Source organism: Streptomyces solitudinis (genome assembly GCF_036323765.1).
Classification (GTDB): Bacteria; Actinomycetota; Actinomycetes; order Streptomycetales; family Streptomycetaceae; genus Streptomyces.
In genome coordinates this window covers 758365-783985 of sequence record NZ_JAZDCW010000003.1, presented here as the reverse complement: position 1 = coordinate 783985, position 25621 = coordinate 758365, and the positions used below count along the sequence as shown (strand labels likewise).

Here is a 25621-nt window from a genome sequence, read left to right as displayed (position 1 = left end):
GTGCAACACCCGGCGCCGCACGTCAGCCGCACGGCGCCGCGCCGCCTACGCCGCCCCGGCCGTCACGGGGTCAGGTGCTTCACCATCGTGTCGGCCTCGGCGTCGCCGGACACGGTGGCGTAGCCCTCGGCGGCGTAGAGGCGGGCAGCGGCCTGGTTGGCGCGTTCCACGCTGAGGGAGAGGCGGCGGTGCCCCGCCGCGCGGGCGAGGGCGTGCAGCTCGCGGAGCAGGGCGCGGCCGACGCCCTGGCCGCGCCAGTCGGACACCACGCCCAGGGACACTTCCGGAACGTCCGGCGCGACGTGTCCGTACCCGGGGTCGTCCGCGGCGAAGAGCCGCACCCAGGCGGCACCCACGGGGGTGCCGTCCTCGTCGACGGCGACCACTCCCGCGTCACCCTCGCGGAGCCAACCGGTCACGTAGTGGGCGAGGGCGGGATCGGCGAACACGGCGTCCCGGTCGAGCGGTTCCCGTGCGGGGTCCCAGTTGACCGCCGCCACGAGCATGTCGGCGAGGAAGCCGGCGTCCGCGGGGACCGCCCGGCGCAGGGTGTAGGGCTCGGTGTGCATGGCGCATCATGATCGCGCACGGCTCCGCACGGCAAGGCACCGGGGGCTCGAACGCGGTGTCCGGCCGCCACCGGCGCCCCGGTGCGTGCCGTTCCCGCACTGGTCGCCATGAGGACGTACCGGGCCGAACCCATCGGCGCCGCGACGCTGGACGACCCGCGCCGGTCCGGCGCCCGCCGACGGCCGCCCGTTCGCCCGTCCGGGCGCGTCGCGCGTCCTGCGCCGCTACGACGCGGCCGGGCGCATCGCGGCCTGGCGCATCGCGGCCTGGCGCATCGCGGGCGGGCGCATCGCGGGCGGGCGGCTGCTGCGGCTGCCCGGCGCGGACCCGTCGGCGGCCGTGGACGCCGCGCTGGAGGAGGCGTTCGCGGACCCGCGCGTGGCCGTGGTCCACGTGCGGGCGGTCGAGTACGGCCGCTACCACTTCCGCGTGCGGCGCCCCGGCCCGGACCGCCCGCCCCGGTGACGCCCCGAGCCTCCCGGGGCGGCCGGGACGGCAGCAGGCGCCCGGCCGGTGCGGGGGCGGCCGGGCGGCCTCCGGGGGAAGCCGCCCGGCCGGGTGCGTCTCAGTGGCGGAAGGGGCCGGTGACCTCGAAGGTGACGCCGTCGGTTCCGGCGGCGAAGCCGGAGGCGCCGCGCTGGGAGGAGAAGTAGAGCCGGGAGCCGTCGGGCGAGAACGCGGGGCCGGTGATCTCGGACTCGTCGTGCCCGTCGACCCGCACGACGGGGGCCACGACGCCGTCGGGGGTGATGATGTTGATCTCCATGTTGCCGCCGTCCTCGGCGACGTACAGGTCGCCGCCGGCCGTTCCGGTGACGTTGTCCACGCCGTCCAGCGTGCCGTTGCCGTCGTAGGCGAGTCCGAGGGTGCCCCGGCGGGCGTCGTAGGCCCACACGCGGCCGTCGCCCTTGGTGGTGAAGTAGCACACGCCGTCGTGGTAGTGGCAGCCCTCGCCGCCGTCGAAGTGCCGGGCGGCGGAGACCTGGTGGCGGGTCTGGGTGCCGAACAGCGGCGCGGCCGGGTTGGGGACGGGCGCCCACTCCACGCCGCCGCCGGACGCGGCGCACAGCACGTCGAGGCGGCCCGCGGACAGGTCGCCCCAGGTGTCGGGGGTGAAGCGGTAGAAGCAGCCGTCCGACTCGTCCTCGGTGAGGTACACCGCGCCGCGCTCGGGGTCGCAGGCCGCCGCCTCGTGCTTGAAGCGGCCCATCGCCGGGCGGGCGACGGCGGCGCGCCTGCCGTACGGGTCGGTCTCGAAGACGCGGCCCCGGAACGTCTCCTCGCAGGACAGCCACGTGTTCCACGGGGTCGCGCCGCCCGCGCAGTTCAGCGTGGTGCCGGTGAGCGTGCGGTAGGCGCGGTCCACCGAGCCGTCGGCGCGGAAGCGTATCGCCGAGACGCCGCCGATGAGCGGCAGTTCGCTGTTGGAGACGTACACCCAGCCGTCGCCGTCCGCGAAGCAGGCGCCGCCGTCGGGGGCCGCGTGCCACAGGATGCCGCCGACCGGTCTGGCGGAGCGGGCGACGACGCGGCTGGTGAAGCCCTCCGGCAGCGCGACGCCGTTGCGGTCGGGGGCGAGCAGCGGACCGTACGGACCGGCGCCGGGCGTCGCGGCGACGGCCTGCGCGGCGGCGCCCTGCCACAGCGCGCCGGAGACGGCGAGGGCGCCCGTCCCGGCGGAGGCGGCGCGGAGGAAGGTACGGCGCTCCATAAGTTACTCCCTGGTGTCAGAGGTCGGCGGTGCCAACGTGCCGGAGGAACGCCGCGCCGTACAGGGATCGCGGGGCGAAGAGCCCGTGAACGTCAGCCGCACGCACTGATACGCCGCTGATACGCCCCGGGCCTACGGTGGAGCACGACGTGCTCGACGACGGGAGGCGGCCATGGGGGACGGCGAACTGGAGTATTTGCCCGAGGGGTTCAGGGAGAGCGCGCGGCACAACCACGACGCGGCCGACGCCGCGGACGGCGTCGCGCGGCGGGTGCGCGCGGTGAGCACGTCGGCCACCCAGTTCGGCGGCGGGGGCGCGTCGTCGTTCTCCGGGGTGCTGAACGGCACCGCCGGAGGGCAGGCGCGGGGCGCCGAGCGCGCCCGGGAGCAGCGTGACGCGCTCGGGGAGGGCGGCAGCGCGGCGGCCGGTCTGGGCGTGGAGACGGACGAGCTGGCGGGCACCGCCCAGCGCGGCGCGGTACCGGCGGACCCGGCGGTGCGCCGCTCGGTGGCCGACGGCATGTGAGTGCGCGCGAGAAACGCAGAAGGCACGTGGGCACGCGTGACGGCCGCCGAACCAGGACACAGGGATGAGTGACGAGTTCACGCTGACGCGCAGCGCCGTGGCCGAGGCCGCGGGCTGCGACCCGTGGGAGCTGCGGGAGACCTTCAAGGACGAGACGGACGTCGAGGCGATCGACGAGCTGCGCGTCATCTTCCGGCAGGCGGGCAAGGAGGCCGAGGAGTCCGGCGACATCGCCGCCTACGCCTCGCAGCTGGAGGAGGACGCGGGCACCAGCGGCCCCACCGCCCTCTACGACGACGCCGCCGAGCACCTGCGGGACAACCACGCCGACCTCCAGGGCAACGGCGCCGACTTCGGTGAGGTCGCGGGCGTGCTGGCCGAGGTGATCGAGCGCGCCGAGGAGGTCGTCGGCGACGTGGACGACCTCGCCGACGACCTCCAGGCGGACATCGACCGGCTGGAGACCAAGGGCAACAACGAGATCGGGGCCGCCCGCGAGAAGAAGGCCGCGATGGACGAGCTGCCCTACGTGCCGATGAAGGACGGCGGCGGCCAGGTGTCGTACGTCGTCCTGGAGCGGACGTTCACCATCTCGCCGAGCGTCTTCCCGCTGGACGACATCATCGCCCACATCAAGTCCACCCGCACCGAGCACGCCGGGAACTACGCCTCCGCCTGCCACGGCGACATGGAGACCGAACTCGACGGCTACTACAACTTCCTGCGCGGCCGCGAGGGCTACCTCAGCGACCTCGGCTACGACGCGGGAGGTTCCCCCGTCAACATCTGGGCCACCGAGGGCCGCGCCGCGTACGAGGGCGAACGGCTCCAGGAGCTGTTCGCGGACGGGGAGCCCACCCCCGAGCAGCTCGAACGCTACACGGCGGGCGTCGGCAGCATCCTGGACCGCGTCCACCCCCCGGGGGGCACACCGGGCGAGCCCGCCCGCGACCTGACGCCGGAGGAGGTCGCCTACCTCAGCGCGTTCTACGGCGCCCTCGACGCCGAGACGCTCGCGGCGCTCGGCGAAGGCGTCGGCACGACCTCGCCGGGGAACGAACGCGCCCAGGTGGAGCGCGTCGAGGCGGCCCAGGCGGCCGTCGCGAACGGCATCCAGGTCCTGATGGACCCGACCGTCGGGGGTATCGACCCGGGCTCCCGGTTCGGCCGGGAATCCGTCCCGGACTCGATCAGCGAGTTCGTGTACGACTACGGCGAGACGATGTCCGACACCTCCAGCGAGCCGGACGCGGTGCTGGACGCCTACAACGACTTCGGCGCCCTCATGGGGCACGCGACCGTCCCCGCGGGCGACTCCTTCAGCCGGGACATGGCCGAGACCGCCATGACGGTGCAGGAGACCGTGGACCGGTGGAACCGGAACATCGCCAACGAGTACCTGGGGGCCGAGCGGCCCATCCCCGACGGCCTCGACCTGTACGAGAACACCGGCAGCAGCGGCCTGCTGATCGCCGTGTCCCGCAACGGCGACACCTCGGCCGAGCTGCTCATCGACGAGGAGTACCGCGAGCGCGTCCTCGGGGCGAACTGGGCCGACAGCGACGGCGTCGCGGACCTGATCCGCGGCGGCACCATCCCCGTCGAGGGGCAGGGCGGCGACCACTACACCGAGGCCGCCTTCCACGTGCTGGAGTACGCCGCCGGCCACCACGGCATGCTGGGCACGGACGACCCCACCGACCACAGCTACGACAAGGTGTACCCGACCGACCACACCGCCCTCCAGGGTGCCGTCGCCGACACCACCGTCGCCTACCTGGACCTGCTGGCCCGGCCGCAGGACACGGAGACCCAGTTCGACCGCGGCGACGGCACCTTCACCTTCGGCCACGACGACCGGGGCGACCTGTTCTCGTTCCTGGCCAAGACGGAGGAGTCGGTCAACGCGCACTTCAAGGAGGGCGTGTACAACCACCAGTACCAGGTGGCCGGCCAGGCGTTCACCGACGAGAACGCCAACGCCTCGGAGCGGTTCACCCACATCTCCGACGTGAACGCGGTCGTCGGGATGGGCGAGGCGCTGGCGCTGGCGGAGCTGAGCGGCGACGCGGACGCCCAGGCGCAGTTCGCGCACAAGCTGGTGACCTCGTCGGTGAGCGCGGGGCTCGGCGTCGCCGCCATCCCCGCCACCGGGGGTGCGTCCGCCGGGGTCGCCCTGGCCTCGACCGGGTACGGCTTCGCCAACGGCTTCTACAGCGGCCCCAAGCCCGAGCAGCCGCAGGTGATGGCGGACTTCCAGTACACCAACGAGCTGTACGGCGACTGGTCGATGCAGCACGCCGTCGCCGCGGCGGCCATCGACGCGAACGCGTCGGGGGACGCCGTGCGGTACACGCTGCCCGACGGCGCGCAGCTCCCCGGCGAGCTGCCGGAGCTGGACTACACGCGGGCGGACGCCACCGCCATCCGCGACGAACTGGCGGCCCTCGCCGGTGCGGAGGAGGGCTTCGGCTACGCGACGGACTTCAACACCGCCACGGCGCGGACGCCCGACCTGGCGCAGATCGACCCGAACGTCAACCTCAACGACCTCGACTCCTACACCGGCGAGAGCCCGGTGCTGAACCTGGACGACGACTGACCCGCCCGGCCCCCGCCCGGCGGGCCGCGCCCGCCGCGTGCCCGGCCGCGTCCCGGCCGCCCGGGCCGCCGCCCGGACCACTCCCCGGCCCGCCGCGCGCCCGCCGCGTGACCGGCATGCGGACGGGTGCTCGCGGGGCCGGTGGCGCGCGGGTAGGGTGCGGGCATGTTCGCGCAGACGCACGCCGCCTCCTGGTGGTGGACCGCTCATCCGGCGGCCCACTGACTGCGCGCACCCAAGACCGCACGCGAAGGCCGCCCGAGGGGCGGCCTTCGGCGTGTCCGGGCCGCTTCCCTCCCCCACCGCCACGGAAGGAAGCCCCATGGCCACCACCCCGGAAACCCTCGTCGGACGACTCCTCGCCCCGGACGCCCCGCCGTTCGCCCTGCTCCGCCGCCGCACACCGGGACGCGAGCGCGACACCGTCGAGGTGCTGACCGGGCCCGTGCGGGAGGCCGAGCGGCTGGCCGACATCCCCGAGGCGGAGCTGGGCGCCCTCGCGCTGGTGCCCTTCCGGCAGATCCGGGAGCGCGGGTTCGACGTCACGGACGACGGGACGCCGCTGGCCGTCCTCGTGCCCACGCAGCGGTACGAGCTGGCGGCGGCGGACGTGCTCGCCGCCCTGCCCGCGCACCGCGTGACGGTCGCCGACGGCCGGTTCGACGTGTCCGACGCCGCCTACGAGGAGACGGTGCGGCACGTCGTCACCCGGGAGATCGCGGAGGGCGAGGGCGCGAACTTCGTCGTCCGGCGCACCTTCGAGGGCGTCGTCGAGGGCTACGGGCCGAGGGACGCGCTCGCACTGTTCCGGCGGCTGCTGGAGGGCGAGCGGGGCGCGTACTGGACGTTCGTCGTGCACACCGGCGGGCGGACGCTCATCGGGGCCAGCCCCGAGGTGCACGTGCGGATGACCGGCGGGACGGTCGTGATGAACCCGATCAGCGGCACCTACCGCTACCCTCCCGCCGGCCCGAGCACGCAGGGGCTGCTGGACTTCCTGGCGGACGCGAAGGAGACGGCGGAGCTGTCGATGGTCGTGGACGAGGAGCTGAAGATGATGTGCACCGTCGGCGACCGGGGCGGCGTCGTCGTCGGGCCCCGGCTCAGGGAGATGGCCCACCTCGCGCACACCGAGTACGAGCTGCGCGGCCGCACGACGCTGGACGCCCGGGAGGTGCTGCGCGAGACGATGTTCGCGGCGACGGTCACCGGCAGCCCGGTGGAGAACGCGTGCCGGGTGATCCGGCGCCACGAGGCGGGCGGCCGGGGCTACTACGCGGGCGCGCTCGCGCTGCTCGGCCGGGACGCGGGCGGCGCGCAGACGCTGGACTCCCCCATCCTCATCCGGACCGCCGACGTGGACGCGGCGACGGGACGGCTGCGGGTGCCGGTCGGGGCGACGCTGGTGCGGGACTCCGACCCGGCGAGCGAGGTCGCGGAGACGCACGCGAAGGCGGCCGGGGTGCTGACGGCCCTCGGCGTGCGGCCGGGACGCCCGGCCGGGGCGAAGCCGCGCGGACGGCTGGCCGACGACGCCCGGGTGCGGGCCGCCCTGGAGGCGCGCCGCGCAGACCTGGCCCCCTTCTGGCTCCGGCTCCAGGCCGGGGACCCCCGGGCGGGGGAACTCCAGGCCGGGGAGCTCCCGGGCGGCGGGACCGGCGGGGACGGCTCCGGCGCGGTGCCGGGCGGCTCAGGGCACGAGGCGCTGGTGGTGGACGGCGAGGACACGTTCACCGCGATGCTGGCCCACCTGCTGCGCTCCACCGGGATGGCGGTCACCGTCCGCCGCTACGACGAGCCGGGGCTGCGCGCGGCGGCGCTGGCCCACCCGGGGCCGGTCGTGCTCGGGCCGGGCCCCGGCGATCCCCGGGACGCCGCCGACCCGAAGATGCGGTTCCTGCGCGCCCTGTCGGCGGATCTGCTGCGCGGGCACCGGCACGGGCTGCTCGGCGTGTGCCTGGGGCACGAGCTGCTCGCGGCGGAGCTGGGGCTGCCGCTGGTCCGCAAGGCCGTGCCGCACCAGGGCGCGCAGGAGCGGATCGACTTCTTCGGACGGCCCGAGACGGTCGGGTTCTACAACTCCTTCACCGCGCGCTGCGACGCCGCGGCGGCCGCCCGCCTGGCCGCCGACGGCGTCGAGGTGGCCCGCGACGCGGCGTCCGGTGACGTGCACGCGCTGCGCGGCCCCGGCTTCGCGGGCGTCCAGTTCCACCCGGAGTCCGTGCTGACGCTCGACGGGGTGACGCTCACCGCCGGACTGCTGGCGGCCGTGCACGTCTGACGCGCCGCCACACCGCCGCGGCACGCGTGCACCACCGCCCGGTGCGGGCCCGGCCCGGCTCAGCCGAAGAACACCTCGTTCTCGGCGTAGCGGGCCGGGTCGACCGTCTTCACCGTGGCGACGGCGTCGGCCAGCCGCACCCGCACCACGTCCTGGCCGTGCAGGGCGACCATCTGGCCCCAGGCCCCGTCGTGCACGGCGTCGACGGCGTGCAGTCCGAAGCGCGTGGCGAGCCAGCGGTCGAACGGCGAGGGGGTGCCGCCGCGCTGGATGTGGCCGAGGACGGTGGCGCGGGACTCGTGGCCGGTGCGGTGCTCGATCTCCCGGCCCAGCCACTCCCCGATCCCGGAGAGGCCGCCGAGCCGTACGGGCTCCCCGGCGGGCCGCGCGTTGTCGGCGACCACGACGATCGGGGCGTAGCTGGCCCCGAAGCGGGACGCGACCCAGCCGCACACCCGGTCCAGGTCGAAGGGCCGCTCGGGGATCAGCACGCCGTTGGCGCCCCCGGCCAGGCCCGCGTGGATGGCGATCCAGCCGCTGGTGCGGCCCATCACCTCGACGACCAGGACCCGCTTGTGGGACTCGGCGGTGGTGTGCAGCCGGTCGATCGTCTCGGTGGCGACGCCGACGGCCGTGTCGAAGCCGACGGTGTAGTCGGTGCCGGAGATGTCGTTGTCGATGGTCTTCGGCACGCCCACGCAGGGGATGCCGTGCTCGTCGGCCAGGGTCGCGGCGGCGGTGAGGGTGTGGATGCCGCCGATGACGACGAGGCCGTCCAGGCGCCGGGCCTCCAGGGTGGCGCGCACGCGCGCCGGGCCGTCGGGGCGGGCGAGCGGGTCCGTGCGGGAGGAGCCGAGCACGGTACCGCCGCGCGGCAGGGTGCCGCGCACCTCCGGGATGCCGAGTTCCATCGCGTCGTCGGTGAGCACGCCGCGCCAGCCGTCGCGGAACCCGGTGAAGGTATCGCCGTGGTCCTGCACGCCCTTGCGGACGACGGCGCGGATGACCGCGTTGAGCCCCGGGCAGTCGCTGCCGCCGGTGAGCACTCCGATCCGCATGGCCTCTTCCCTTCTCGCTGCTTCGGTGAGCTGCCGCCCCTCTCCCGGCGCCCTCGGCGCGTCGCGCTCCGGCGCCCCGGCACGATCACGCTACCGCGTGCTCAGCCGTCGTCCAGACCGCGCTCGATGGCGTAGCGGACGAGTTCCACCCGGTTGTGGAGCTGGAGCTTGCCGAGGGTGTTCTGCACGTGGTTCTGCACCGTGCGGTGGCTGATGACCAGACGCTCGGCGATCTGCTTGTACGACAGCCCCTTGGCGACCAGGCGCAGGACCTCCGTCTCCCGTTCGGTGAGGTGCGGGGCGTCCGCGCGGCCGTCCCCCCGCCCCCGGGCCTCCCCCGCTCCCGCTTCCCCGGCCAGCCGCCGGTACTCCCCGAGGACGAGACCGGCGAGCCCCGGGGTGAACACCGGGTCGCCCGCCGCCGTGCGGCGCACCGCGTCGATCAGCTCCTGCGGCCCCGCGGACTTCACCAGGTAGCCGGTGGCGCCGGACTTGACGGCCTCCAGCACGTCGGCGTGCTCCCCGCTGGCGGACAGCACCAGGACGCGCAGCGCCGAGCCCTCGGCCACCAGGCGCCGGCACACCTCCACGCCGGGCAGCCCGGGGAGGTTGAGGTCCAGGACGAGCACGTCGGGGCGGACGGCCTCGGCGCGGCGCACGGCCTGCGGGCCGTCCCCGGCCGTGGCGACGACGTCGAACCCGGCCGCCGCCAGGTCGCGGGCGACCGCGTCCCGCCACATGGGGTGGTCGTCGACCACCATCACCCTCAGCGGCGGCGCTGCGTTCGGTTCGGTCATTTCGGCACCCTCAGTTCGACTTCCGTACCCTGCCCCGGGACCGAGACGACGTCCGCGCTGCCGCCCAGCTCGCGCAGCCGGCCGCGGATCGACAGGGACACCCCCATCCGGCCCTCGGCCTCCGCCGCCGCCAGGCGCCCGGCCGGGATGCCCGGGCCGTCGTCCCGCACGGTCACCAGCACCGCGCCGGGCTCGTCCTCCAGCAGGATCCACGCGTGGGCGCCCTCGCCCGCGTGCCGCCTGACGTTGTCGAGCGCGGCGGCCACCGCGTCGGCCACGCTGCGGGCGGCGTCCGCCGGGAGCAGCACCGGCGCCCCGGGCTCGGCGACGGTGACACGGCTCCCGGCGTGCGGGGCCAGCAGCGGACGCAGGTCCACCCCGCCGCCGACCGCGCCGCCGTCCCCCGCACCGCCCGCCACACCGGCCGCACCCGCGCGCGTCCTGTCCGCACCGGCCGAGTCCGTCGCACCCGCGCCGGGTTCCGCGCCGACCCCGCTGGAGACGAGGGTCCGCAGGGCCACCTCCTGCTCACCGGCCAGCCGGCCCAGCTCCGCCGCCTCACCGCCCAGCGCGGCACCCCGGCGCTGCACCATGGCGAGCACCTGGAGGACGCTGTCGTGGATGTCCCGCGCCAGCCGCTCCCTTTCCCTCGTCGCCGCCTCGACGCGCAGGGCCTCGGCGAGGGTGCGCTCGGAGACGCGGGCCACCTCGACGACGTACCCGATGCCGATGCTGGCGACCGTCACGAGCAGGATGTTGTGGACGGTGTCGCTGGACAGCCCCCCGCGTTCGACGACGTTGGCGGCGCCGATGACCAGCGACGCCCCGGCGGCCCAGCGCCAGCCGCCCTTGATGGCGAACGCCAGCACCGGACCGGCCACCCAGATCGACGGCAGCGTCGGCCCGACGGCACCGGCGGTGTCGGCCAGCGGCGTGAGGAGGATGCCCGCGAGCGCGAGGGCCAGGTCGGCGGCAAGGAAGCGCGGCGTGCAGCGCGCGGCACAGGAGACGTTCCGGAGCGTGCCGAGCGTCCACAGCGCCAGCAGCGCGAGGTAGGGGATGCCGACGGCGGGGCGGCCGTAGGTGTCGGCGTGGTAGGCGAAGACGGCGGCGGCGTACCCGGCCGTCAGCACCCGGTAGCCCGCGAGCGCCCGCCACAGCGGCTGCTCGACGGACGTGCCGGCGCCGGGACCGCCGCGCCGCGCCCACCAGGCCACCGCACGCCCGGCGGGCGCGGGCGGGAGGCCGCCTGGCGGGCCTGGCGGCGGGCGGCCGGTTTCCGGGCGTGCGGATGGCTCTGCGGTGCCGGTCACATCGTCTCCCCCGCAGGACGCGGCGGCGTCAGGCCGCCGCGCCGTCCTGCTTGCCGTCCTGCTCCTGCTCCTTCGACGCCGCCTTCGCGGCCTTCGCGGCGTCCGCGATGCGGCGCTTCGCCGCCGTCGCGTAGATGTCCACGTACTCCTGGCCGGACAGCTTCATGATCTCGTACATGACCTCGTCGGTCAGTGAACGCTGGATGAAGCGGTCCCCGTCCATGCCCTGGTAGCGGCTGAAGTCCAGGGGTGCGCCGATGCGGATGCCCGGGCGCATGAGCTTGGGGACGACCTTGCCCGGCGGCTGGATCTTCTCCGTGTCGATCATCGCCACCGGGAGCACCGGCGCGCCCGTGGCCAGCGCGATGCGGGCGAGCCCGCCGGGTTTGCCCCGGTAGAGCCGCCCGTCGGGCGAGCGGGTGCCCTCGGGGTAGATGCCGAACAGCTCACCGCGCTCCAGCACCTGGATGCCGCTGCGGATGGCCGCCTCTGCGGCGCCGCGCGCCCCCGAGCGGTCCACCGGGAGCTGCCCGACGCCCTTGAAGAACGCGGCGGTCAGCCGCCCCTTGACCCCGGGGGTGGTGAAGTACTCGGCCTTCGCCACGAACGTGATCTTGCGGTCGAGGACGGCGGGCAGGAAGAACGAGTCCGAGAAGGACAGGTGGTTGCTCGCCAGGATCGCGGGCCCCGCCTCCGGGACGTGCTCCAGCCCTTCGACCCACGGCCGGAAGGCGAGCTTCAGCGACCCGCCGATGGAGACCTTCATCGCGCCGTACAACAACCGGGGAACCTCCTGTGTCTGCCGGGCAGCAGCCTATCCCGGTTCCGGCGGCCTGCCGCCGGGCGTATCGGGCTACCCGGTAGCCGGGCGCACGCGTAGGGTGGCAGGACCCCATCCGTGCTGTCCACACGCGTCGAGGAGATGACGGTGCCGCTGCTACCCGGGTGCGAGCCGGTGCGCCACGACGGATCGGCGGACACCGGCGTCCTCATCAGCCACGGCTTCACCGGCTCACCGCAGTCCGTGCGGCCCTGGGCGCAGTACCTGGCCGACCGGGGGCTGACCGTCTCCGTCCCGCTGCTGCCCGGTCACGGGACGCGCTGGGAGGACCTCCAGATCACCGGCTGGCAGGACTGGTACGCGGCCGTCGACCACGAGGTGCACGCGCTGCGCCGCCGCTGCCGGCAGGTCTTCGTCGCCGGCCTCTCCATGGGCGGGACGCTGGCACTGCGGCTGGCCGCCAAGCACGGCGACGCGATCAGCGGGGTGGCCGTGGTCAACCCGGCCATGACCTTCCCGCGTCTCCAGGGGTACGGGCTGCCGGTCGGCCGGTACCTGGTGCGCTCGACGCGGGGCATCACCAGCGACATCCGCAAGGAGGGGCCGCGCGAGATCGGGTACACCCGGGTGCCGCTGCACGCCGCGCACTCGCTGCGGGCGCTGCTGCGGCTCGTGAGCGGCGAGCTGCCGCAGGTGACGCAGCCGCTGCTCGTCCTGCACAGCCGGGTCGACCACGTGGTGCCGCCGGGCGACTCGGCGCTGGTGCTCGGCTCGGTGTCGTCCACCGACGTGACGGAGACGGTTTTGGAGCGGAGCTACCACGTGGCCACACTGGACCACGACGCGGAGCGGATCTTCGCGGACTCGTACGCGTTCATCACCCGGCTGGCAGAGGAAGACGGCACGTGACGGAGCGTGAGCACGGCCGCGGCGAAGGCCGCGAGCCCCTGGACGAGCAGGCCGCCTGGGCGCAGATCGTCGCGGGGTACGGCGCCGAGCCGCCGGACCCGCCCGGCGTCTGGGCGAAGGCGGAGGCCCGCGACGAGCCCCGGGAGGCGGAGACCGGCGCGGAACCGGGCCCGGAACCGGGTGCGGAGTCCGGCGCGCAGCCCGGCGCGGAGTCCGGTCCCGCCGAGCGCGCGGCGGCGGAGCCGGAGAAGGACGGGAGCGGGGACGGGGAGGGGGACGGCCTCGCCAGAGAGACGCGGGAGCCGCGCGGGGACGGCGGCGGCGCCGGTGACGCGCCGGTGCGCAGCTTCACCGTCTACGCGGCGGGCACCGGGCCGCGCGACTGGGAACCGGCCGAGGCGCCCGAGGCGGAGGACCACTTCGTGCCGCCCGAGCCCCCGCCGCTGCCGGAGGCCGACACGGCGACGAAGTTCGCGTGGCTGGCCGTGCTCGGCGGGCCCGCGCTGCTCCTGGCCGCCGTGCTGTTCGGCTGGGACGTGACGTGGTGGATGACGACGCTGGGCATCGGCGGCTTCCTCGGCGGCTTCGGCACCCTGGTCGCCCGGATGCGCGACGGCCGCGAGGACGACGACTTCGACGACCCGGGGCGCGGCGCCGTCGTGTGACCCCGCGCCACGCGCCGCCCGCCCACTCCCCCGCGCGCGGCGTTCACACCCGCCCCTGGCGTCACGGGAACGGCAGCCGTGCGGCCTCCTTCGCTGCCGGGTTCCGGCCTGCAAGCGCGGGCCCGGCCTGCCCTAGCCTGGTCCCGGGCGGCGCTCCGCACGCGGGACGCGCCGCCGGCCCGCGGGGGCGGGCCCGGAACAGGTCGAGGGTGGGGGAACGAGCATGCTGGTGTTGCTTGTCGTCTTCAGCGCCGTGGCGCTGGTGACGGGAGGAGTCGTCAACGTCCTGCTGAAACAGGACGCGGAGCGGGCGGACCGCGAGCGGCGCGCGGAGCCCGCGGGACGCGGCCCGGCGGCCCTCAGCGGGTGGCCGGGACGCGCAGCGCGGCGAGGACCGGGCGGTGGTCGCTGGCGGCACGCAGTGCCGCGTCGGTGACGCCGGGCAGGCCCAGCGGAACGCCGCAGCCCAGCACCTCGACGCCCGGCCCGGCGAGGACGGCGTCGATCCGCTGGTGCGGCCGCACGGTGTCCGAGGTGTGCTCGGCGCCCCACGGCGCCGTCGCCCAGCCGTCCCTGAGCCGTGCGGTCAGCCGCCGGAAGGCGGGTCCGCCGGGACGCTCGTTGAGGTCCCCGGCGGCGACGGCGGGCAGCGGTTCCACCGCGGACAGCCGGTCGAGCAGCAGACCCGCCTGCGCGTGGCGCTCGTCGCGCCGCAGGCTCAGGTGCGCGCTGACGACCGCGAGCCGCGCGTGGCGGCCGAACCGCAGCACGGCGGTGGCCAGCCCGCGCTGGTGCAGGCCCGGGGTGCGGGGCAGCAGCACGTCCTCGGTGCGCTCGACGGTGGGCCGCAGCGAGGCGAGGACCATCGGGCCGCACGCGGTGGCGCCACCGGTGACGTAGACGAGCCCGCTGCGCCGGGCCAGCCGCCCCGCGTGCTTGCGCCAGCGGACGAAGCGCGGCGCCTCCTGCACGCAGACGACATCGGGGGCGCACGCCCGGATGACCCGGGTGAGCGCCCCCTCGTCGTCCCGCAGCGAGCGGACGTTGTAGCTGAGCAGGCGGACGACGGCTGAGCCGTCGGCGGCGGTACCGGACGCGGGCAGGTCGGCGAGCGTCGTCGTCATGCCCCCACGTTACGTCCGGGCCCGGCCCGGCCACACGGCCTTCGGCGGATCAGCCCTGCCGGGCGAGGTCCGCCGCGCCCACCAGGCCCGCCTTGCCGCCGAGCTGGGCGGCGAGCACCTGGGCCTGCGGGCGCCACTGGCCGCCCACCAGCCAGCGCCGGTAGGACTTGCGGATCGGCTCCAGCACGAGTTCGCCCTCGTCCGAGACGCCACCGCCGACGATGAACGCCGAGGGGTCGAAGAGGGACGCGAGGTCGGCGAGGCCGGCTCCGGCCCAGCGGGCCAGTTCGCGGAAGGAGTCCACGGCCACCGGGCAGCCCTCGCGGGCGGCCTGGCTGACGTGCTTGCCCTGCACCCCGCCGGGGGTGCCGTCGCCCAGGCCGAGCAGGATGCCGGCGTTCTCCGGGGTGGCGGCGGCGCGCTGCCGGGCGTAGCGCACGAGCGCGCTGCCGGAGGCGTACTGCTCCCAGCAGCCCTGGTTGCCGCACCCGCACAGCAGGCCGTCGGGCACCATGCGGATGTGGCCGAACTCGGCGGCCACGCCGAAGCGGCCGCGGTGCAGCTTGCCGCCGATGACGATGCCGCCGCCCAGGCCGGTGCCGAGGGTGATGCAGACGACGTCCCCGTGGCCCTTGCCCGCGCCGAACCGGTACTCGCCCCAGGCCGCCGCGTTGGCGTCGTTCTCGATGACGACGGGGAGGCCGATGCGCTGCTCGACCTTGTCCTTGAGCGGCTCGTGGCGCCAGGTCAGGTTCGGCGTGAACAGCACCGTGGCCCGCTTGTCGTCGACGTAGCCGGGCGCGCCGATACCGACGGCCTCGACCTCGTACTCCGAGCTGGCCTCCCGTACCGCGTCGGCGATGCCGTCGATCACGCCCTCGGCGGTCTGCGGGGTCGGCACGCTGCTGGTCTCAAGGATGTTGCCGTCCTCGTCGACCACACCGGCCGCGACCTTGGTACCGCCGATGTCGACGCCAATGGTGAGTCCCATAAGTCCCTCAGTTATCCGGTAGATCCCCGCTGAACTCAACGTTACCGGAGCCACGGGACCCCAGGTGGCGGGTGCCCAGCACGTGGGCAGCGGGCTGGACGCCCGCTGGACGCGCGGGTTCCCGGCCGGTGCCGGTGCCCTACTCCAGGTCGATGCGCTCGGTGCCCGGCGGCTCGGCGGACCGCTCCCGCGACGGCGGGGCGCCGGGGTCCTCCCGCTGCCCGGGGGCGGGCGCGGTGGTGCCGTCCGGGGTGCGCGTCCAGCGCTGCTCGCTGTCCGCGACGGCGGACCGGTAGGCGGCGAGCAGTTCGCTGCCGGCGGCGGACAGGTGGGCGACGACGTCCGGGTTGCGCTGGAGGACGGGCCGGGCGGCGGCCCGCGCGCCGTCCACGAGCTGCCGGGCCCACTGCTCGCCCTGGGCGGCGCCGCCGGTCAGCGGACCGGCGAGGTCCGCGAGGCGCCCGGCGACCGTCTCGGCGAGGCGGCGCAGCTCCTCGGCGGCCCCGCCGGGAGCGCCGCCGCTCCCGTACCGCTCGCGGCGGCGGTCCCGTTCGGCGGCCAGGTCCTCGGCGCAGGCGTCGGCCCACGCGTCGGCGTCCGGGGCCCCCGGCCCCGCGGCCCCGGCCCCGGCGCTCGCGTCACCGGCTCCCGCGGTTCCGGCTTCCGCGGCTCCGGGTCCCGTCGCGCCGGGGTCCCCGGCGCCGGACTTCCTGGTGTCGCGCCCGGCGGCATCGCTCATGACTGCTCCTGTACGTTCTGGCGGCTCCCGCGTGCCCCTGCCTGCTGCGGCGGACGGCCGCGGCCCCCGCCTCGTACCGACAGTACCGGTCAACTCCCCTCGGGCCACAGCGCGGGATCGGGCCGGAACCGGACGGTGAGCCCGCCGTCCGCCAGGCGCGCCCCCGCGACGGCGCAGCGGCTCAGCGCGCCGTCCAGCGGCAGCGCGCGGCGGTGCGGGCCCGCGGTGACGATGACCTCGTCCCCGCGCCGCACGAGCGCCACCCGCTCCCGGACGGCACCGGGCAGCGGCAGCCGCCACACCAGCTCGCCGTCCTCCGTGCGGCGGTCCGCGATCCGCGGTGCGGGCCCGGGCGGGGGCGCGCCGGGGCCCGGGACGCCGAGGGCCGCGAGGTCGTCGGGGGTGGCCGGAGCGGCGGGCAGCCACGGCAGCTCCAGCGGCGGCGGCCCGTGCGGGGCGGCGCGCAGCTCGTCCGCCACGGCCCGCTGCTCCCCGCGCAGCGCGTCCAGGTAGGCGTCCGCCACACCGGCGGGCAGCATCCGGTTGACGATCACCGCGTCCAGCGGCGTCCCGTGCAGCGCGAGCCCGGCCCGGCTCTCGGCGACGGCGGCGGGGGCGCCCGGCACCGGCGCGACCACCAGCCGCGCGGACGTGCCAGGGTCGTCCAGCACCTCCCGCACGGCGGCGAGCGCCTCCTGCCAGCGCCCGGCGGACTCGTACAGCCACTGCGCGGGCATGGGGACGCCCGCGAGCTGCGCGAGCACGGGACGCAGGGCGCGGGCGGCCTGCCGGTCGGGCGGCAGCAGGCGGCGCAGGTAGCGGGCGAGCTGGGCGGGCAGTCCGAGCAGGGCGACGCCGTCGGGGGCGGGCGGCAGGTCGGCGACGAGCACGTCACCGGGTCCGGCGCGCTCGCGGGCGGTGCGCAGGGCGTGGAGCAGCGCGAGGTGCGCGGTGCCGGGCAGCTCGGTCAGCTCGTCCTCGTCCAGCGGCTGCGCGCCGAGCAGGTCGAGCGCGCCGCCGCCGTGCCGCTGCGCGGCCAGCACCGCCGCGCGGAACCCGGCAGCCGGGTCGACGCGGACGAGGGTGAGGCCCGCGACGCCGTCGAGGACCGCGGGCAGCCGCCCCTGGCTGAGCAGGACCGCTCGGTGGCCGTCGCGGACGGCGGCGAGCGCGGTGGCGGCGGCCACCGTGGTGACGCCCGCGCCGCCCGCGCCGGTGACGAGGACCGTACGGCGCACTCCGGTCAGCCCTGGCCGCCGGCGGTGCCGGGCGCGCCGGACTCGACGCGCTTCTTCAGCCCGTCCAGCGCCCGGTCGATGATGACCTTCTCGGCCTTGCGCTTGATCATGCCGAGCATGGGGATCTTGACGTCCACGGTGAGCTGGTACGTCACCTCGGTGCGTCCGGAGCCGGCCGGGGCGAGCTGGTAGGAGCCGTCGAGCGCCCGCAGCATCTGCGACGTGCTGAGCGTCCAGCTCACCTCATGCGGCCCGTGCCAGGTGTAGACGAGGGTGTGCTCGTCGCGGATGGCCCCGGCGTCCAGCAGCAGGCGCACCTGCTCGGCGCGGCCCTGCGCGTCGGTGGTCAGGACCTCGGCCTCCTTGACCTCGCCGGTCCATTCGGGGTAGCGGGCGAAGTCGGCGATCACGCTCATGACCTCGGCCGGTTCCGCGTCGATCGTGGTGCTCGACCTGGTGTGTTCCGCCATCGCTGTGAGCCTTTCGAGTGCCCCGTGCCGCCGCTTGCCGTCCTGCGTTCGAAGGCTACCGCGCGGTGGGAACGGCTTCGTCACCACTCCAGGACGAACGGCCGCCCGGTGGCGTTGAAGTGGCCGACGTTGACGCACTCGGTGGCGCCGACGCGCATCCGGCGGGCCAGCGGCTGGTGCACGTGGCCGAACAGGGCGTAGCGGGGGCGGACGGCGTGGATGGCCTCCAGGAGCGCGGTGCTGCCGCGTTCGAAGCGGCGGGCGACGGTGTCGTAGCACAGCTCGGGGACCTCGGGCGGGATGTGCGAGCACAGCACGTCCACGGGCCCGAGGGCCGCCACCTTCGCGGCGTAGACCTCCGGGTCCACCTCGTAGGGGGTGTTCATGGGGGTGCGCAGCCCGCCGCCGACGAAGCCGAAGACCAGCCCGCCGATCTCGGCCGTCTCCCCGTCCAGGACGGTGGTGCCCGGGCGCGCGTACTCCGGCCACAGGCGCGGGATGTCCACGTTGCCGTAGGTGGCGTAGGAGGGGGTGGGCAGGGCGGCGAACAGTTCGGCGTACTGGCGGCGGACGGCGGCCTCGATGGCGGCGGCGCGGTCCACGCCGTCCCACAGGCGGTCGGCGTAGGACTTGGCCTCGGCGTACTTGCGGGCGGTGCGCAGCTCCACGAAGCGGTCGGTGGCCGCCTCGCCGAACAGCTCGGGGAAGATGCCGCGGCTGTGGTCGGCGTAGTCGAGGAAGAGGATGAGGTCGCCGAGGCAGACGGTCGCGTCGGCGCCGTCACCGGCCCGCGCGAGGGCCTCGGCGTTGCCGTGCACGTCGCTGACCACGTGTATCCGCGTACCTCGCATGCGGACACCCTAAAGCGTGGTGGAGGTCGTGGCGGCGGCGCGGCACGAAGGCGGCGGAGCTGGGGTTACTTCCGGGTTACCGGGTGGCTGGACTACTGTCGCGGTGCGAAACCCGGGCACGTCCGGCGGATCGGCGGGATGCGTGTGACGCAGCGAACATTAGGGCGCCAGCCCTATCCCCACACCCATACCGGTGGGTAACGTCCGGGCCGTCCACGGCGAGGTCACACCACGATCCCGCAGCGAGCCAATGGGGGCCGCGGGACCACCCGCACGGCCCCCACCGGCGCCGATGAGGAGCAGCAGTCTTGCGCGAGTTCAGCCTTCCGGCCCTGTACGAAGTCCCCGCGGACGGAAATCTGACCGATCTCATCCGCCGGAACGCGGCGCGCTACCCGGACCTGGCCGTCATCGCCCGCAAGGACCCCGCCGACAACTCGCGCTGGCTGGACCTGACCGCGACGGAGTTCCTGGCGGAGGTGCGGGCCGCCGCCAAGGGCCTGATCGCCGCCGGAGTGGCCCCGGGCGACCGCGTCGCGCTGATGTCGCGCACCCGCTACGAGTGGACGCTGCTGGACTTCGCCATCTGGAGCGCGGGCGCGGTGACCGTCCCCGTGTACGAGACCAGCTCCCCCGAGCAGATCGCCTGGATCCTCGGCGACTCCGGCGCGGTGGGCGTCCTGGTGGAGAGCGGCGGGCACGCCGCCTCGGTGCGCGGCGTCCGCGACCGGCTGCCGGAGCTGCGCGAGGTGTGGACGATCGACGACGGCGCCGTCGCGGCCCTCGGGAAGGCGGGCGAGGCGGCCGGGATCACCGACGCCGACGTGGACGAGCGCAGCGCGACCGCCCACGCCGACTCCCCCGCCACCCTCGTCTACACCTCGGGCACCACCGGGCGCCCCAAGGGCTGCGTGCTCACCCACCGCTCGTTCTTCGCCGAGTGCGGCAACGTGGTCGAGCGCCTGAAGCCGCTGTTCCGGCCCGGCGAGGACTCGGTGCTGCTGTTCCTGCCCGCCGCGCACGTCTTCGGACGCATGGTCGCGCTGGCCGCCGTCATGGCCCCGATCCGCCTCGGCCACGTGCCGGACGTCCGCACGCTCACCGACGAGCTGGCCTCCTTCCGGCCGAGCATCGTGCTCGGCGTCCCGCGGGTGTTCGAGAAGGTCTACAACTCGGCGCGGGCCAAGGCCGAGGCCGAGGGCAAGGGGAAGATCTTCGACAAGGCCGTCGCCGTCGCCACCGCCTACAGCGAGGCACTGGACGCCCCGGGCGGCCCCTCGCTCGGGCTGCGGCTGAAGCACAAGGTCTTCGACCGGCTCGTCTACGGCAAGCTCCGCGCGGTGCTGGGCGGCCGGGCCACCCACGCCATCTCCGGCGGCGCCGCCCTCGGCGCCCGGCTCGGCCACTTCTACCGGGGCATCGGCTTCACCGTGCTGGAGGGCTACGGGCTCACCGAGTCCTGCGCCGCGACGGCGTTCAACCCCTGGGACCGGCAGAAGATCGGCACCGTCGGCCAGCCGCTGCCCGGCTCCGTCGTGCGCATCGCCGACGACGGGGAGGTCCTGCTGCACGGCGACCACCTGTTCGCCGGGTACTGGAACAACGAGTCCGCCACCGCCGAGGCCCTCACCCAGGGCTGGTTCCACACCGGGGACCTCGGCACGCTCGACGAGGACGGCTACCTCGCCATCACCGGCCGCAAGAAGGAGATCCTGGTGACGGCGGGCGGCAAGAACGTCGCCCCGGCCGTCATCGAGGACCGCATCCGGGCGCACGCCCTGGTCGCGGAGTGCATGGTCGTCGGCGACGGCCGCCCCTACGTGAGCGCGCTGATCACCCTCGACGAGGAGTTCCTGCCCCGCTGGGCGGCCGAGCACGGCAAGGCGGAGCTGAACCGCACCGACCTGCTCGCGGACCCGGAACTCCAGGCGGCCGTGCAGCACGCGGTGGACGACGGGAACGCGGCGGTGTCCCGGGCCGAGTCGGTCCGCAGGTTCCGGGTGCTGCCCGCGCAGTTCACCGAGGAGTCCGGCCACATCACGCCGTCGCTGAAGCTGAAGCGGAACGTGGTGGCGAAGGACTTCGCCCACGAGATCGAGGCCCTGTACTCGTAGGGCGCGCCGGTCACCCGGCGCGCGTCCAGGCGAGCAGCTCGGCCACCGGCCACGTCGTGACGACGCGCTCGGCCGGGACGCCGCACTCGGCGGCCCGCACGCAGCCCGCGTCCTGCCAGCCGAGCTGACCGGGGGCGTGCGCGTCGGTGTCGACGGCGAACAGGCAGCCCGCGTCCACGGCGCGCCGCAGCAGCCGCAGCGGCGGGTCGAGCCGCTCGGGCCGTGAGTTGATCTCCACCGCCGTGCCCGCCCGCGCGCACGCGGCGAACACCGCGTCCGCGTCGAACTCCGACTCCGGACGCGCGCGCCGTCCGCCCAGCAGCCGTCCGGTGCAGTGGCCCAGCACGTCCACCAGCGGGTTGCCCGCGGCCGCCACCATGCGCCGCGTCATCGCGGGCGCCGCCATCCGCAGTTCGGAGTGGACGGAGGCGACGACGACGTCCAGCCGGTCCAGCAGCCCGTCCTCCTGGTCCAGCGAACCGTCGGGGAGGATGTCGCACTCGATCCCGGTGAGCAGCCGGAAGGGCGCCAGCCGCTCACCGGCCTCCGCCACGACGTCGAGCTGGGCGCGCAGCCGCTCCGGCGACAGGCCCCGGGCGACGGTGAGCCGGGGCGAGTGGTCGGTGAGCACGGTCCACTCGTGGCCCAGATCCGCCGCCGCCTGCGCCATGACGTCGATGGGGCTGCCGCCGTCGGACCAGTCGGAGTGCGTGTGGCAGTCCCCGCGCAGGGCGTCCCGCAGCCGCCGGGCCGCCCCGGACAGCGGCTCGCGTGCGGCCGCCTCCTCCTCCAGCCGGGCCAGGTAGCCGGGCCGCGCGCCGGACAGCGCCTCGCGGACGACCTGCGCCGTGGTGCCGCCGAGCCCCCTGAGCGCCGTCAGGGAGCCGTCGGCCGCCCGCTGCCGGACCTCCGCGGGGCCGAGATCCGCGAGGACGGCCGCCGCCCGCCGGAAGGCCCGGACCCGGTACGTGGGGGCCTGGGCCCGCTCCAGCAGGTACGCGATCCGTTCCAGCGCGGCGACGGGCTCCACACGGCCCAGCCTCGGCGCCCGGCCCCCGCACCGCAACCGCGGCACCGGCGCCGCGGCGGCCGGCGCCCCGGGCCCGGGGTCAGAGCAGTTCCCGCAGCCGGCCGGCGAGGAGGTCCCAGCGCCAGCGCTCCTCCACCCAGGCCCGGCCCCGCTCGCCCATGCGGTGCCGCAGCTCGGGGTCGCGCAGCAGGACGGTGATCCGGTCGGCCGCCTCCTCGGGGCTGGTGCCGCGCACCACCCACCCCGTCTCGCCGTCCAGCACGGCGTCCGGGGCGCCCCCCGAGTCACCGGCGACGACCGGCAGCCCGGTGGCGGACGCCTCCAGGTAGACGATGCCCAGGCCCTCCACGTCCAGCCCGCCGCGCCGGGTGCGGCACGGCATGGCGAACACGTCACCGGCCCCGTAGTGCGCCGGCAGCTCCGCCCAGGGCACCGGTCCGGTGAACCGCACCGCGTCGGCGACGCCGCTCTCCTCGGCCAGCGCCCGCAGGTCCCGCTCGTAGGGGCCGCCGCCGACGACGAGCAGCACCGCGTCGGGCACCTCGGCCAGGACGCGCGGCAGCGCCCGGATGAGGGTGTCCTGCCCCTTGCGCGGCACGAGCCGGGAGACGCACACCACGACGGGCCGCCCGGCCAGCCCGAGCCGTTCCCGCACGGCGGCGCCGCCGGAGCCGGGGTGGAACGTCTTCTCGTCCACCCCCGGCGGGAGCTGGACCATCCGCGCGGCGGCCTGGGGGGTGAGCACCCCGGCGATCCGGGAGCGGGTGTACTCGCCCAGGTAGGTCAGCGTGTCCGTGCCCTCGCCGATGCGGCGCAGCAGCCGCCGGGCCGCGGGGAGCTGGGCCCAGCCCGCCTCGTGCCCGTGCGTCGTCGCCACCAGCCGCCGCGCACCGGCCGCGCGCAGCGCCGGGGCCATGAGCCCCAGCGGCGCGGCGGCCCCGAACCACACCGAGGTGCAGCCGTGCTCGCGCAGCAGCGCCGCCGCCCGCCGGGTGGCCCGGGGGGTGGGCAGCAGCATCGTGGCGCGGTCCCGTACGACGGTGAACGGCTGCTCGGCGTCGAAGCGGGCGGTGGCCTCGCGGCCCTCGGCGGTGCGGTTCCAGGTCGAGGCGTAGACGACGACCCGGTCCGGGTCGAGCCGCAGCGCCATGCTGTGCAGGAACGCCTGGATGCCCCCGGGCCGGGGCGGGAAGTCGTTCGTGACGATCAGCGTCTTGGGCATCTGGTGCATCGGCGACGACAGTACCGGGTCGCCGCTTCCGGCTCCCGTGCGGCACCGCGTACGGTCGTGCACCATGCGCCTCCCCCTCCTGGTCTGGGCCGTGTCCCGCTCCGCGCTGCTGCTGTGCGTCCTCGGCGTGCTCACCCTGCGCGGCCCCGACGTCACCACCGACGTCTCGGTCATCTACCAGGGCTGGGCGGACGTGCTGCGCGGCGGCACCTTCCCGGTGGACGACGTCACCTGGCAGTACCCGCCGGGTGCGGCGCTGCCGGTGCTGTCCCCGCTGCTGCTGCCGTTCCTCACCTACCCGGTGGCGTTCTTCGCGTTCGCCTGCCTGGCGGACGCCGTCGTGCTGGCCCTGCTGCTGGCCGCCGCCCGCCGCCCCGCGGGCGGCCGGGCCGGGGCGTGGCTGTGGATCGCCGGCATGCCGCTGCTGGGCCCGACGGTGTACGCCCGCTACGACGTGATGGTGACGGCCGTGGCCGTGGCCGCCCTGCTGGCGGCCGCCCGGCACCCCCGGCTGGCGGGGGCGCTGGTGGCGTTCGGCGCGTTGCTCAAGGTGTGGCCCGCGCTGCTGCTCGTGGGCACCGCCCCGGGACGGCAGACCCGCGCGGTGTGGGGCGCGGCGGCCGGGACGGCGGCCGTCCTGGCGGGGCTGGCCGCCGTCGTCCTGCCCGGCGGCTGGGCGTTCCTGGGGGCGCAGCGGGAGCGGGGCATCGAGGTCGAGTCGGTGGGCGCCCTCGTCTTCCACGTCTCGCGGCACTTCGGCTGGCCGGGCGAGGTGCGGTTCAACTACGGCTCGATGGAGTTCCTCGGCCCGCACGTGCAGACGGTGGCGACCGCGTCGCTGCTGTGCACGGTGGCGGCGTTCGGCTGGCTGCTGTGGTGGCGGCTGCGGGCGGAGCACCGCACCCCGTCGGCCCTCGCCGACGCGGCGTTCGCCGCCGTGCTGCTGTTCACCGTCACCAGCCGGGTCATCAGCCCGCAGTACCTGGTGTGGCTGGTGGGGCTGGCGGCCGTCTGCCTGGCGCTGCGCTCGCGGGGCCAGCTGGTGCCCGCCTGGCTCGTCCTGGCGGCGACCGGGGTGACGCTGCTGGAGTTCCCCGTCTTCTTCGACGCCGTGGTGAGCAGCGAACCGCTCGGTCTCCTCCTGCTGTTCGCCCGCAACGGGCTGCTGGTGGCGGCGGCGCTGCTGTCCTGCGCGGGACTGTGGCGCACGACGGCCGCCGCACCGCACGGCGCCGCCCGCCCGGAGGGCGCGCCGGACGGCCACCCTGAGCCCGGCCCCGGGCCCGGCGCCGGGCTCAGGGCCGGGTCACCGCGGTGACGGGCATCATGCCCACCGGGTCGTACCGCACCTGCGCGCCCGGGTACGGGGAGTGGATCACCTGTCCGTTCCCCGCGTACATCGCCACGTGGCTGGCGTCGCCCCGGTAGATCACCAGATCGCCGGGGCGGGCCTGGGCCAGCGGCACCCGGCTGCCCGCGCGCGCCTGCGCCTGCGAGGTGCGCGGCAGGGAGACGCCCGCCTGCCGGTAGGCCCACTGGGTCAGACCCGCGCAGTCGAAGGCGTGCGGGCCCGCCTGGCCCCAGGCGTAGGGGCGGCCCAGGACGCGCTGGGCGGCGCTCAGGGCGGCCCCGGAGCGTCCGGAGGCGGCGGGCCCGGCGGGCGGCGGCGCGGCGGCGGCGCGGCTGCCGTACCGCGAGGCGCGTTCCCGCCGCTCGCGCTCCTCGCGCTCCTCGGCCGTGAGCCGGTTCAGCAGCCTGCGCGCGGCGGCCAGCTTGCTCTGCACCGACTTCTTGTGCCGCCGCAGCTCGCCCCGCTGCTCCTCCAGCGCGCCGAGCTTGCGCGTGGCCTCCCCGCGCCGCGCGTCCAGCAGCCGCTGGGCGCCGCGCAGGGCGCGCAGTTCGCCCGCGTTGCGGGTGCTGATGCGCTCCAGGGTGGCGGCCTTGTCCAGGTAGGCGTCCGGCTCGGTGGACAGCAGCAGCGCGACGGCCGGGTCCAGACCGGCCGCCCGGTACTGCGCCCCGGCCACCGATCCGAGCCCGGCCCGCAGCCGGTTGACCCGCTCCTGGCCGCGGGCCACCTCGTCCTGGGCCCGCTGCACCTGCCGGCGCAGCGCGGTGACCTTCTCGGCGGCGTCGTTGTACGCCCCGGTGGCCCGCTCGGCCTGGAGGTACAGCTCGTCCACCCGGGCGCTGACCGACGCGGCCGACGCCCCGCCCGGGTCCGCGCCCGCCGGGACGGCGGTGAGCGCGGCCGCCGAAGCGGCGGCCGTCAGGACGGTGACCCGCGCCCCCCGGACGAAGCCGCCCGGGAGGCTGTGTCGATGAGACCGGTGCGAACCCACAGGTGCCCGCGCTCCTTTTCGCTGACGCGTTCCCCTGACCGGGGACGTGCGGCCCGCACAGTAGCGGGACGGTCACCCGGGGTCCAAGGACCGCGGAACCGGGAAAGGAGCGGCGCCGCGGCGCACTCGCGCAGGTCACCGCCGGGACACCGGCGGCACCCGGGCCCCCGGTGAATCACCCGCACGGGCGATCCGGGCACGGCAGAAGCCCGTCCGGTGTGCGGGACGACGGCCGGGGCTGTCGCCGCACGCGGCGGACGGGCTTCTGCGGACGGCTC

General features: G+C 75.9%; 23 protein-coding genes and 1 pseudogene. 9 read left to right on the top strand and 15 right to left on the bottom strand.

Annotation, left to right across the window (positions count from 1 at the left end; translation table 11 throughout):
- Positions 1-62 precede the first annotated feature (62 nt).
- On the bottom strand, positions 63-569 hold the full coding sequence (locus V1J52_RS10990) for a GNAT family N-acetyltransferase (protein WP_330139473.1): 507 nt from the start codon (positions 567-569) through the stop codon (positions 63-65).
- A 160-nt stretch (positions 570-729) separates the two neighbouring features.
- On the opposite strand from V1J52_RS10990, the pseudogene V1J52_RS10985 reads away from it, so the two are divergent.
- Positions 730-1035, top strand: a pseudogene (locus V1J52_RS10985) (DUF1203 domain-containing protein); the annotation flags it as partial.
- Positions 1036-1135: 100 nt separating this feature from the next.
- Here the strand turns inward: V1J52_RS10985 and V1J52_RS10980 are convergent.
- Complete coding sequence (locus V1J52_RS10980) at positions 1136-2281, bottom strand: alkaline phosphatase PhoX (protein ID WP_330139472.1); 1146 nt, start codon at positions 2279-2281, stop codon at positions 1136-1138.
- Positions 2282-2453: 172 nt separating this feature from the next.
- Between V1J52_RS10980 and V1J52_RS10975 the strand changes: the two genes are divergently transcribed.
- The 4 genes from V1J52_RS10975 (at position 2454) to V1J52_RS10965 (ending at position 7690) form a co-directional block, all read left to right on the top strand.
- Positions 2454-2807 (top strand): hypothetical protein, encoded by a 354-nt coding sequence (locus V1J52_RS10975; RefSeq protein WP_330139471.1) that lies wholly within the window; start codon positions 2454-2456, stop codon positions 2805-2807.
- A gap of 64 nt (positions 2808-2871) precedes the next feature.
- On the top strand, positions 2872-5409 hold the full coding sequence (locus tag V1J52_RS10970; RefSeq protein WP_330139470.1) for a TPR repeat domain-containing protein: 2538 nt from the start codon (positions 2872-2874) through the stop codon (positions 5407-5409).
- A gap of 165 nt (positions 5410-5574) precedes the next feature.
- Positions 5575-5634: a trp operon leader peptide gene (locus tag V1J52_RS26235; protein ID WP_503676888.1), complete on the top strand. Its 60-nt coding sequence runs from the start codon at positions 5575-5577 to the stop codon at positions 5632-5634.
- A gap of 97 nt (positions 5635-5731) precedes the next feature.
- The gene (locus V1J52_RS10965) at positions 5732-7690 is read left to right on the top strand and encodes an anthranilate synthase family protein (protein WP_330139469.1); all 1959 of its coding nucleotides are present in this window, start codon (positions 5732-5734) and stop codon (positions 7688-7690) included.
- 59 nt (positions 7691-7749) lie between these two features.
- On the opposite strand, the gene V1J52_RS10960 is transcribed toward V1J52_RS10965, so the two are convergent.
- The 4 genes from V1J52_RS10960 to V1J52_RS10945 all read right to left on the bottom strand — a co-directional run bounded on the left by V1J52_RS10960 (position 7750) and on the right by V1J52_RS10945 (position 11639).
- Positions 7750-8748 carry an ATP-dependent 6-phosphofructokinase gene (locus V1J52_RS10960; protein ID WP_330139468.1) on the bottom strand — a complete coding sequence of 333 codons (999 nt, stop codon included), beginning with the start codon at positions 8746-8748 and terminating at the stop codon, positions 7750-7752.
- A 101-nt stretch (positions 8749-8849) separates the two neighbouring features.
- Positions 8850-9545 carry a response regulator gene (locus V1J52_RS10955; protein ID WP_330139467.1) on the bottom strand — a complete coding sequence of 232 codons (696 nt, stop codon included), beginning with the start codon at positions 9543-9545 and terminating at the stop codon, positions 8850-8852.
- Entirely contained in the window at positions 9542-10762 is a 1221-nt protein-coding gene (gene macS / locus V1J52_RS10950) for a MacS family sensor histidine kinase (RefSeq protein ID WP_330139466.1), read from the bottom strand. Before macS ends, V1J52_RS10955 begins: the two co-directional genes overlap by 4 nt.
- Before the next feature lie 124 nt (positions 10763-10886).
- Positions 10887-11639 (bottom strand): lysophospholipid acyltransferase family protein, encoded by a 753-nt coding sequence (locus V1J52_RS10945; RefSeq protein WP_330139465.1) that lies wholly within the window; start codon positions 11637-11639, stop codon positions 10887-10889.
- A gap of 147 nt (positions 11640-11786) precedes the next feature.
- Between V1J52_RS10945 and V1J52_RS10940 the strand changes: the two genes are divergently transcribed.
- A complete protein-coding gene (locus V1J52_RS10940) occupies positions 11787-12548 on the top strand; it encodes an alpha/beta hydrolase (RefSeq protein WP_330139587.1) in 762 nt (253 codons plus the stop codon).
- Positions 12545-13213, top strand: coding sequence for a hypothetical protein (locus tag V1J52_RS10935; RefSeq protein WP_330139464.1), 669 nt, complete (start codon positions 12545-12547; stop codon positions 13211-13213). The genes V1J52_RS10940 and V1J52_RS10935 overlap by 4 nt, the downstream gene beginning before the upstream one ends.
- Before the next feature lie 359 nt (positions 13214-13572).
- On the opposite strand, the gene V1J52_RS10930 is transcribed toward V1J52_RS10935, so the two are convergent.
- From V1J52_RS10930 to V1J52_RS10905, 6 genes are all read right to left on the bottom strand, one after another.
- Positions 13573-14337, bottom strand: coding sequence for an endonuclease/exonuclease/phosphatase family protein (locus V1J52_RS10930; RefSeq protein WP_330139463.1), 765 nt, complete (start codon positions 14335-14337; stop codon positions 13573-13575).
- Between the two features lie 49 nt (positions 14338-14386).
- Positions 14387-15328: an ROK family glucokinase gene (locus V1J52_RS10925; protein ID WP_330139462.1), complete on the bottom strand. Its 942-nt coding sequence runs from the start codon at positions 15326-15328 to the stop codon at positions 14387-14389.
- A gap of 139 nt (positions 15329-15467) precedes the next feature.
- Positions 15468-16067: a DUF5304 family protein gene (locus V1J52_RS10920; protein WP_330139461.1), complete on the bottom strand. Its 600-nt coding sequence runs from the start codon at positions 16065-16067 to the stop codon at positions 15468-15470.
- A gap of 89 nt (positions 16068-16156) precedes the next feature.
- On the bottom strand, positions 16157-17305 hold the full coding sequence (locus V1J52_RS10915; RefSeq protein WP_330139460.1) for an ArsA family ATPase: 1149 nt from the start codon (positions 17303-17305) through the stop codon (positions 16157-16159).
- Between the two features lie 5 nt (positions 17306-17310).
- Positions 17311-17775, bottom strand: a complete 465-nt coding sequence (locus V1J52_RS10910) for an SRPBCC family protein (RefSeq protein ID WP_330139459.1) — start codon at positions 17773-17775, stop codon at positions 17311-17313.
- Between the two features lie 80 nt (positions 17776-17855).
- Positions 17856-18626: a metallophosphoesterase family protein gene (locus V1J52_RS10905; protein WP_330139458.1), complete on the bottom strand. Its 771-nt coding sequence runs from the start codon at positions 18624-18626 to the stop codon at positions 17856-17858.
- 308 nt (positions 18627-18934) lie between these two features.
- Here V1J52_RS10905 and V1J52_RS10900 point away from each other — a divergent pair, with 308 nt between their 5' ends.
- The gene (locus tag V1J52_RS10900) at positions 18935-20740 is read left to right on the top strand and encodes an AMP-dependent synthetase/ligase (protein WP_330139457.1); all 1806 of its coding nucleotides are present in this window, start codon (positions 18935-18937) and stop codon (positions 20738-20740) included.
- A gap of 10 nt (positions 20741-20750) precedes the next feature.
- Here the strand turns inward: V1J52_RS10900 and V1J52_RS10895 are convergent, their stop codons facing one another.
- Both V1J52_RS10895 and V1J52_RS10890 read right to left on the bottom strand, forming a co-directional pair.
- Positions 20751-21770, bottom strand: a complete 1020-nt coding sequence (locus V1J52_RS10895) for a PHP domain-containing protein (RefSeq protein WP_330139456.1) — start codon at positions 21768-21770, stop codon at positions 20751-20753.
- 79 nt (positions 21771-21849) lie between these two features.
- On the bottom strand, positions 21850-22992 hold the full coding sequence (locus V1J52_RS10890; protein WP_330139586.1) for a glycosyltransferase family 4 protein: 1143 nt from the start codon (positions 22990-22992) through the stop codon (positions 21850-21852).
- 73 nt (positions 22993-23065) lie between these two features.
- Between V1J52_RS10890 and V1J52_RS10885 the strand changes: the two genes are divergently transcribed.
- Positions 23066-24319 (top strand): glycosyltransferase 87 family protein, encoded by a 1254-nt coding sequence (locus V1J52_RS10885; protein ID WP_330139455.1) that lies wholly within the window; start codon positions 23066-23068, stop codon positions 24317-24319.
- Here the strand turns inward: V1J52_RS10885 and V1J52_RS10880 are convergent.
- A complete protein-coding gene (locus tag V1J52_RS10880; RefSeq protein ID WP_330139454.1) occupies positions 24297-25343 on the bottom strand; it encodes a C40 family peptidase in 1047 nt (348 codons plus the stop codon). The two genes, V1J52_RS10885 and V1J52_RS10880, sit on opposite strands and share 23 nt — an antisense overlap.
- Positions 25344-25621 lie beyond the last annotated feature (278 nt).

Bases quoted from the DNA above. Each gene is read 5' to 3' on its own strand.
- V1J52_RS10890 (WP_330139586.1), bottom strand. From the start codon at position 22,992: ATGCCCAAGACGCTGATCGTCACGAACGACTTCCCGCCCCGGCCCGGG.
- V1J52_RS10965 (WP_330139469.1), top strand. From the start codon at position 5,732: ATGGCCACCACCCCGGAAACCCTCGTCGGACGACTCCTCGCCCCGGAC.
- V1J52_RS10910 (WP_330139459.1), bottom strand. From the start codon at position 17,775: ATGGCGGAACACACCAGGTCGAGCACCACGATCGACGCGGAACCGGCC.
- V1J52_RS10970 (WP_330139470.1), top strand. From the start codon at position 2,872: ATGAGTGACGAGTTCACGCTGACGCGCAGCGCCGTGGCCGAGGCCGCG.
- V1J52_RS10885 (WP_330139455.1), top strand. From the start codon at position 23,066: ATGCGCCTCCCCCTCCTGGTCTGGGCCGTGTCCCGCTCCGCGCTGCTG.
- V1J52_RS10930 (WP_330139463.1), bottom strand. From the start codon at position 14,337: ATGACGACGACGCTCGCCGACCTGCCCGCGTCCGGTACCGCCGCCGAC.
- V1J52_RS10925 (WP_330139462.1), bottom strand. From the start codon at position 15,328: ATGGGACTCACCATTGGCGTCGACATCGGCGGTACCAAGGTCGCGGCC.
- V1J52_RS10955 (WP_330139467.1), bottom strand. From the start codon at position 9,545: ATGACCGAACCGAACGCAGCGCCGCCGCTGAGGGTGATGGTGGTCGAC.
- V1J52_RS10960 (WP_330139468.1), bottom strand. From the start codon at position 8,748: ATGCGGATCGGAGTGCTCACCGGCGGCAGCGACTGCCCGGGGCTCAAC.
- V1J52_RS10920 (WP_330139461.1), bottom strand. From the start codon at position 16,067: ATGAGCGATGCCGCCGGGCGCGACACCAGGAAGTCCGGCGCCGGGGAC.
- V1J52_RS10990 (WP_330139473.1), bottom strand. From the start codon at position 569: ATGCACACCGAGCCCTACACCCTGCGCCGGGCGGTCCCCGCGGACGCC.
- V1J52_RS10975 (WP_330139471.1), top strand. From the start codon at position 2,454: ATGGGGGACGGCGAACTGGAGTATTTGCCCGAGGGGTTCAGGGAGAGC.
- V1J52_RS10980 (WP_330139472.1), bottom strand. From the start codon at position 2,281: ATGGAGCGCCGTACCTTCCTCCGCGCCGCCTCCGCCGGGACGGGCGCC.
- V1J52_RS10905 (WP_330139458.1), bottom strand. From the start codon at position 18,626: ATGCGAGGTACGCGGATACACGTGGTCAGCGACGTGCACGGCAACGCC.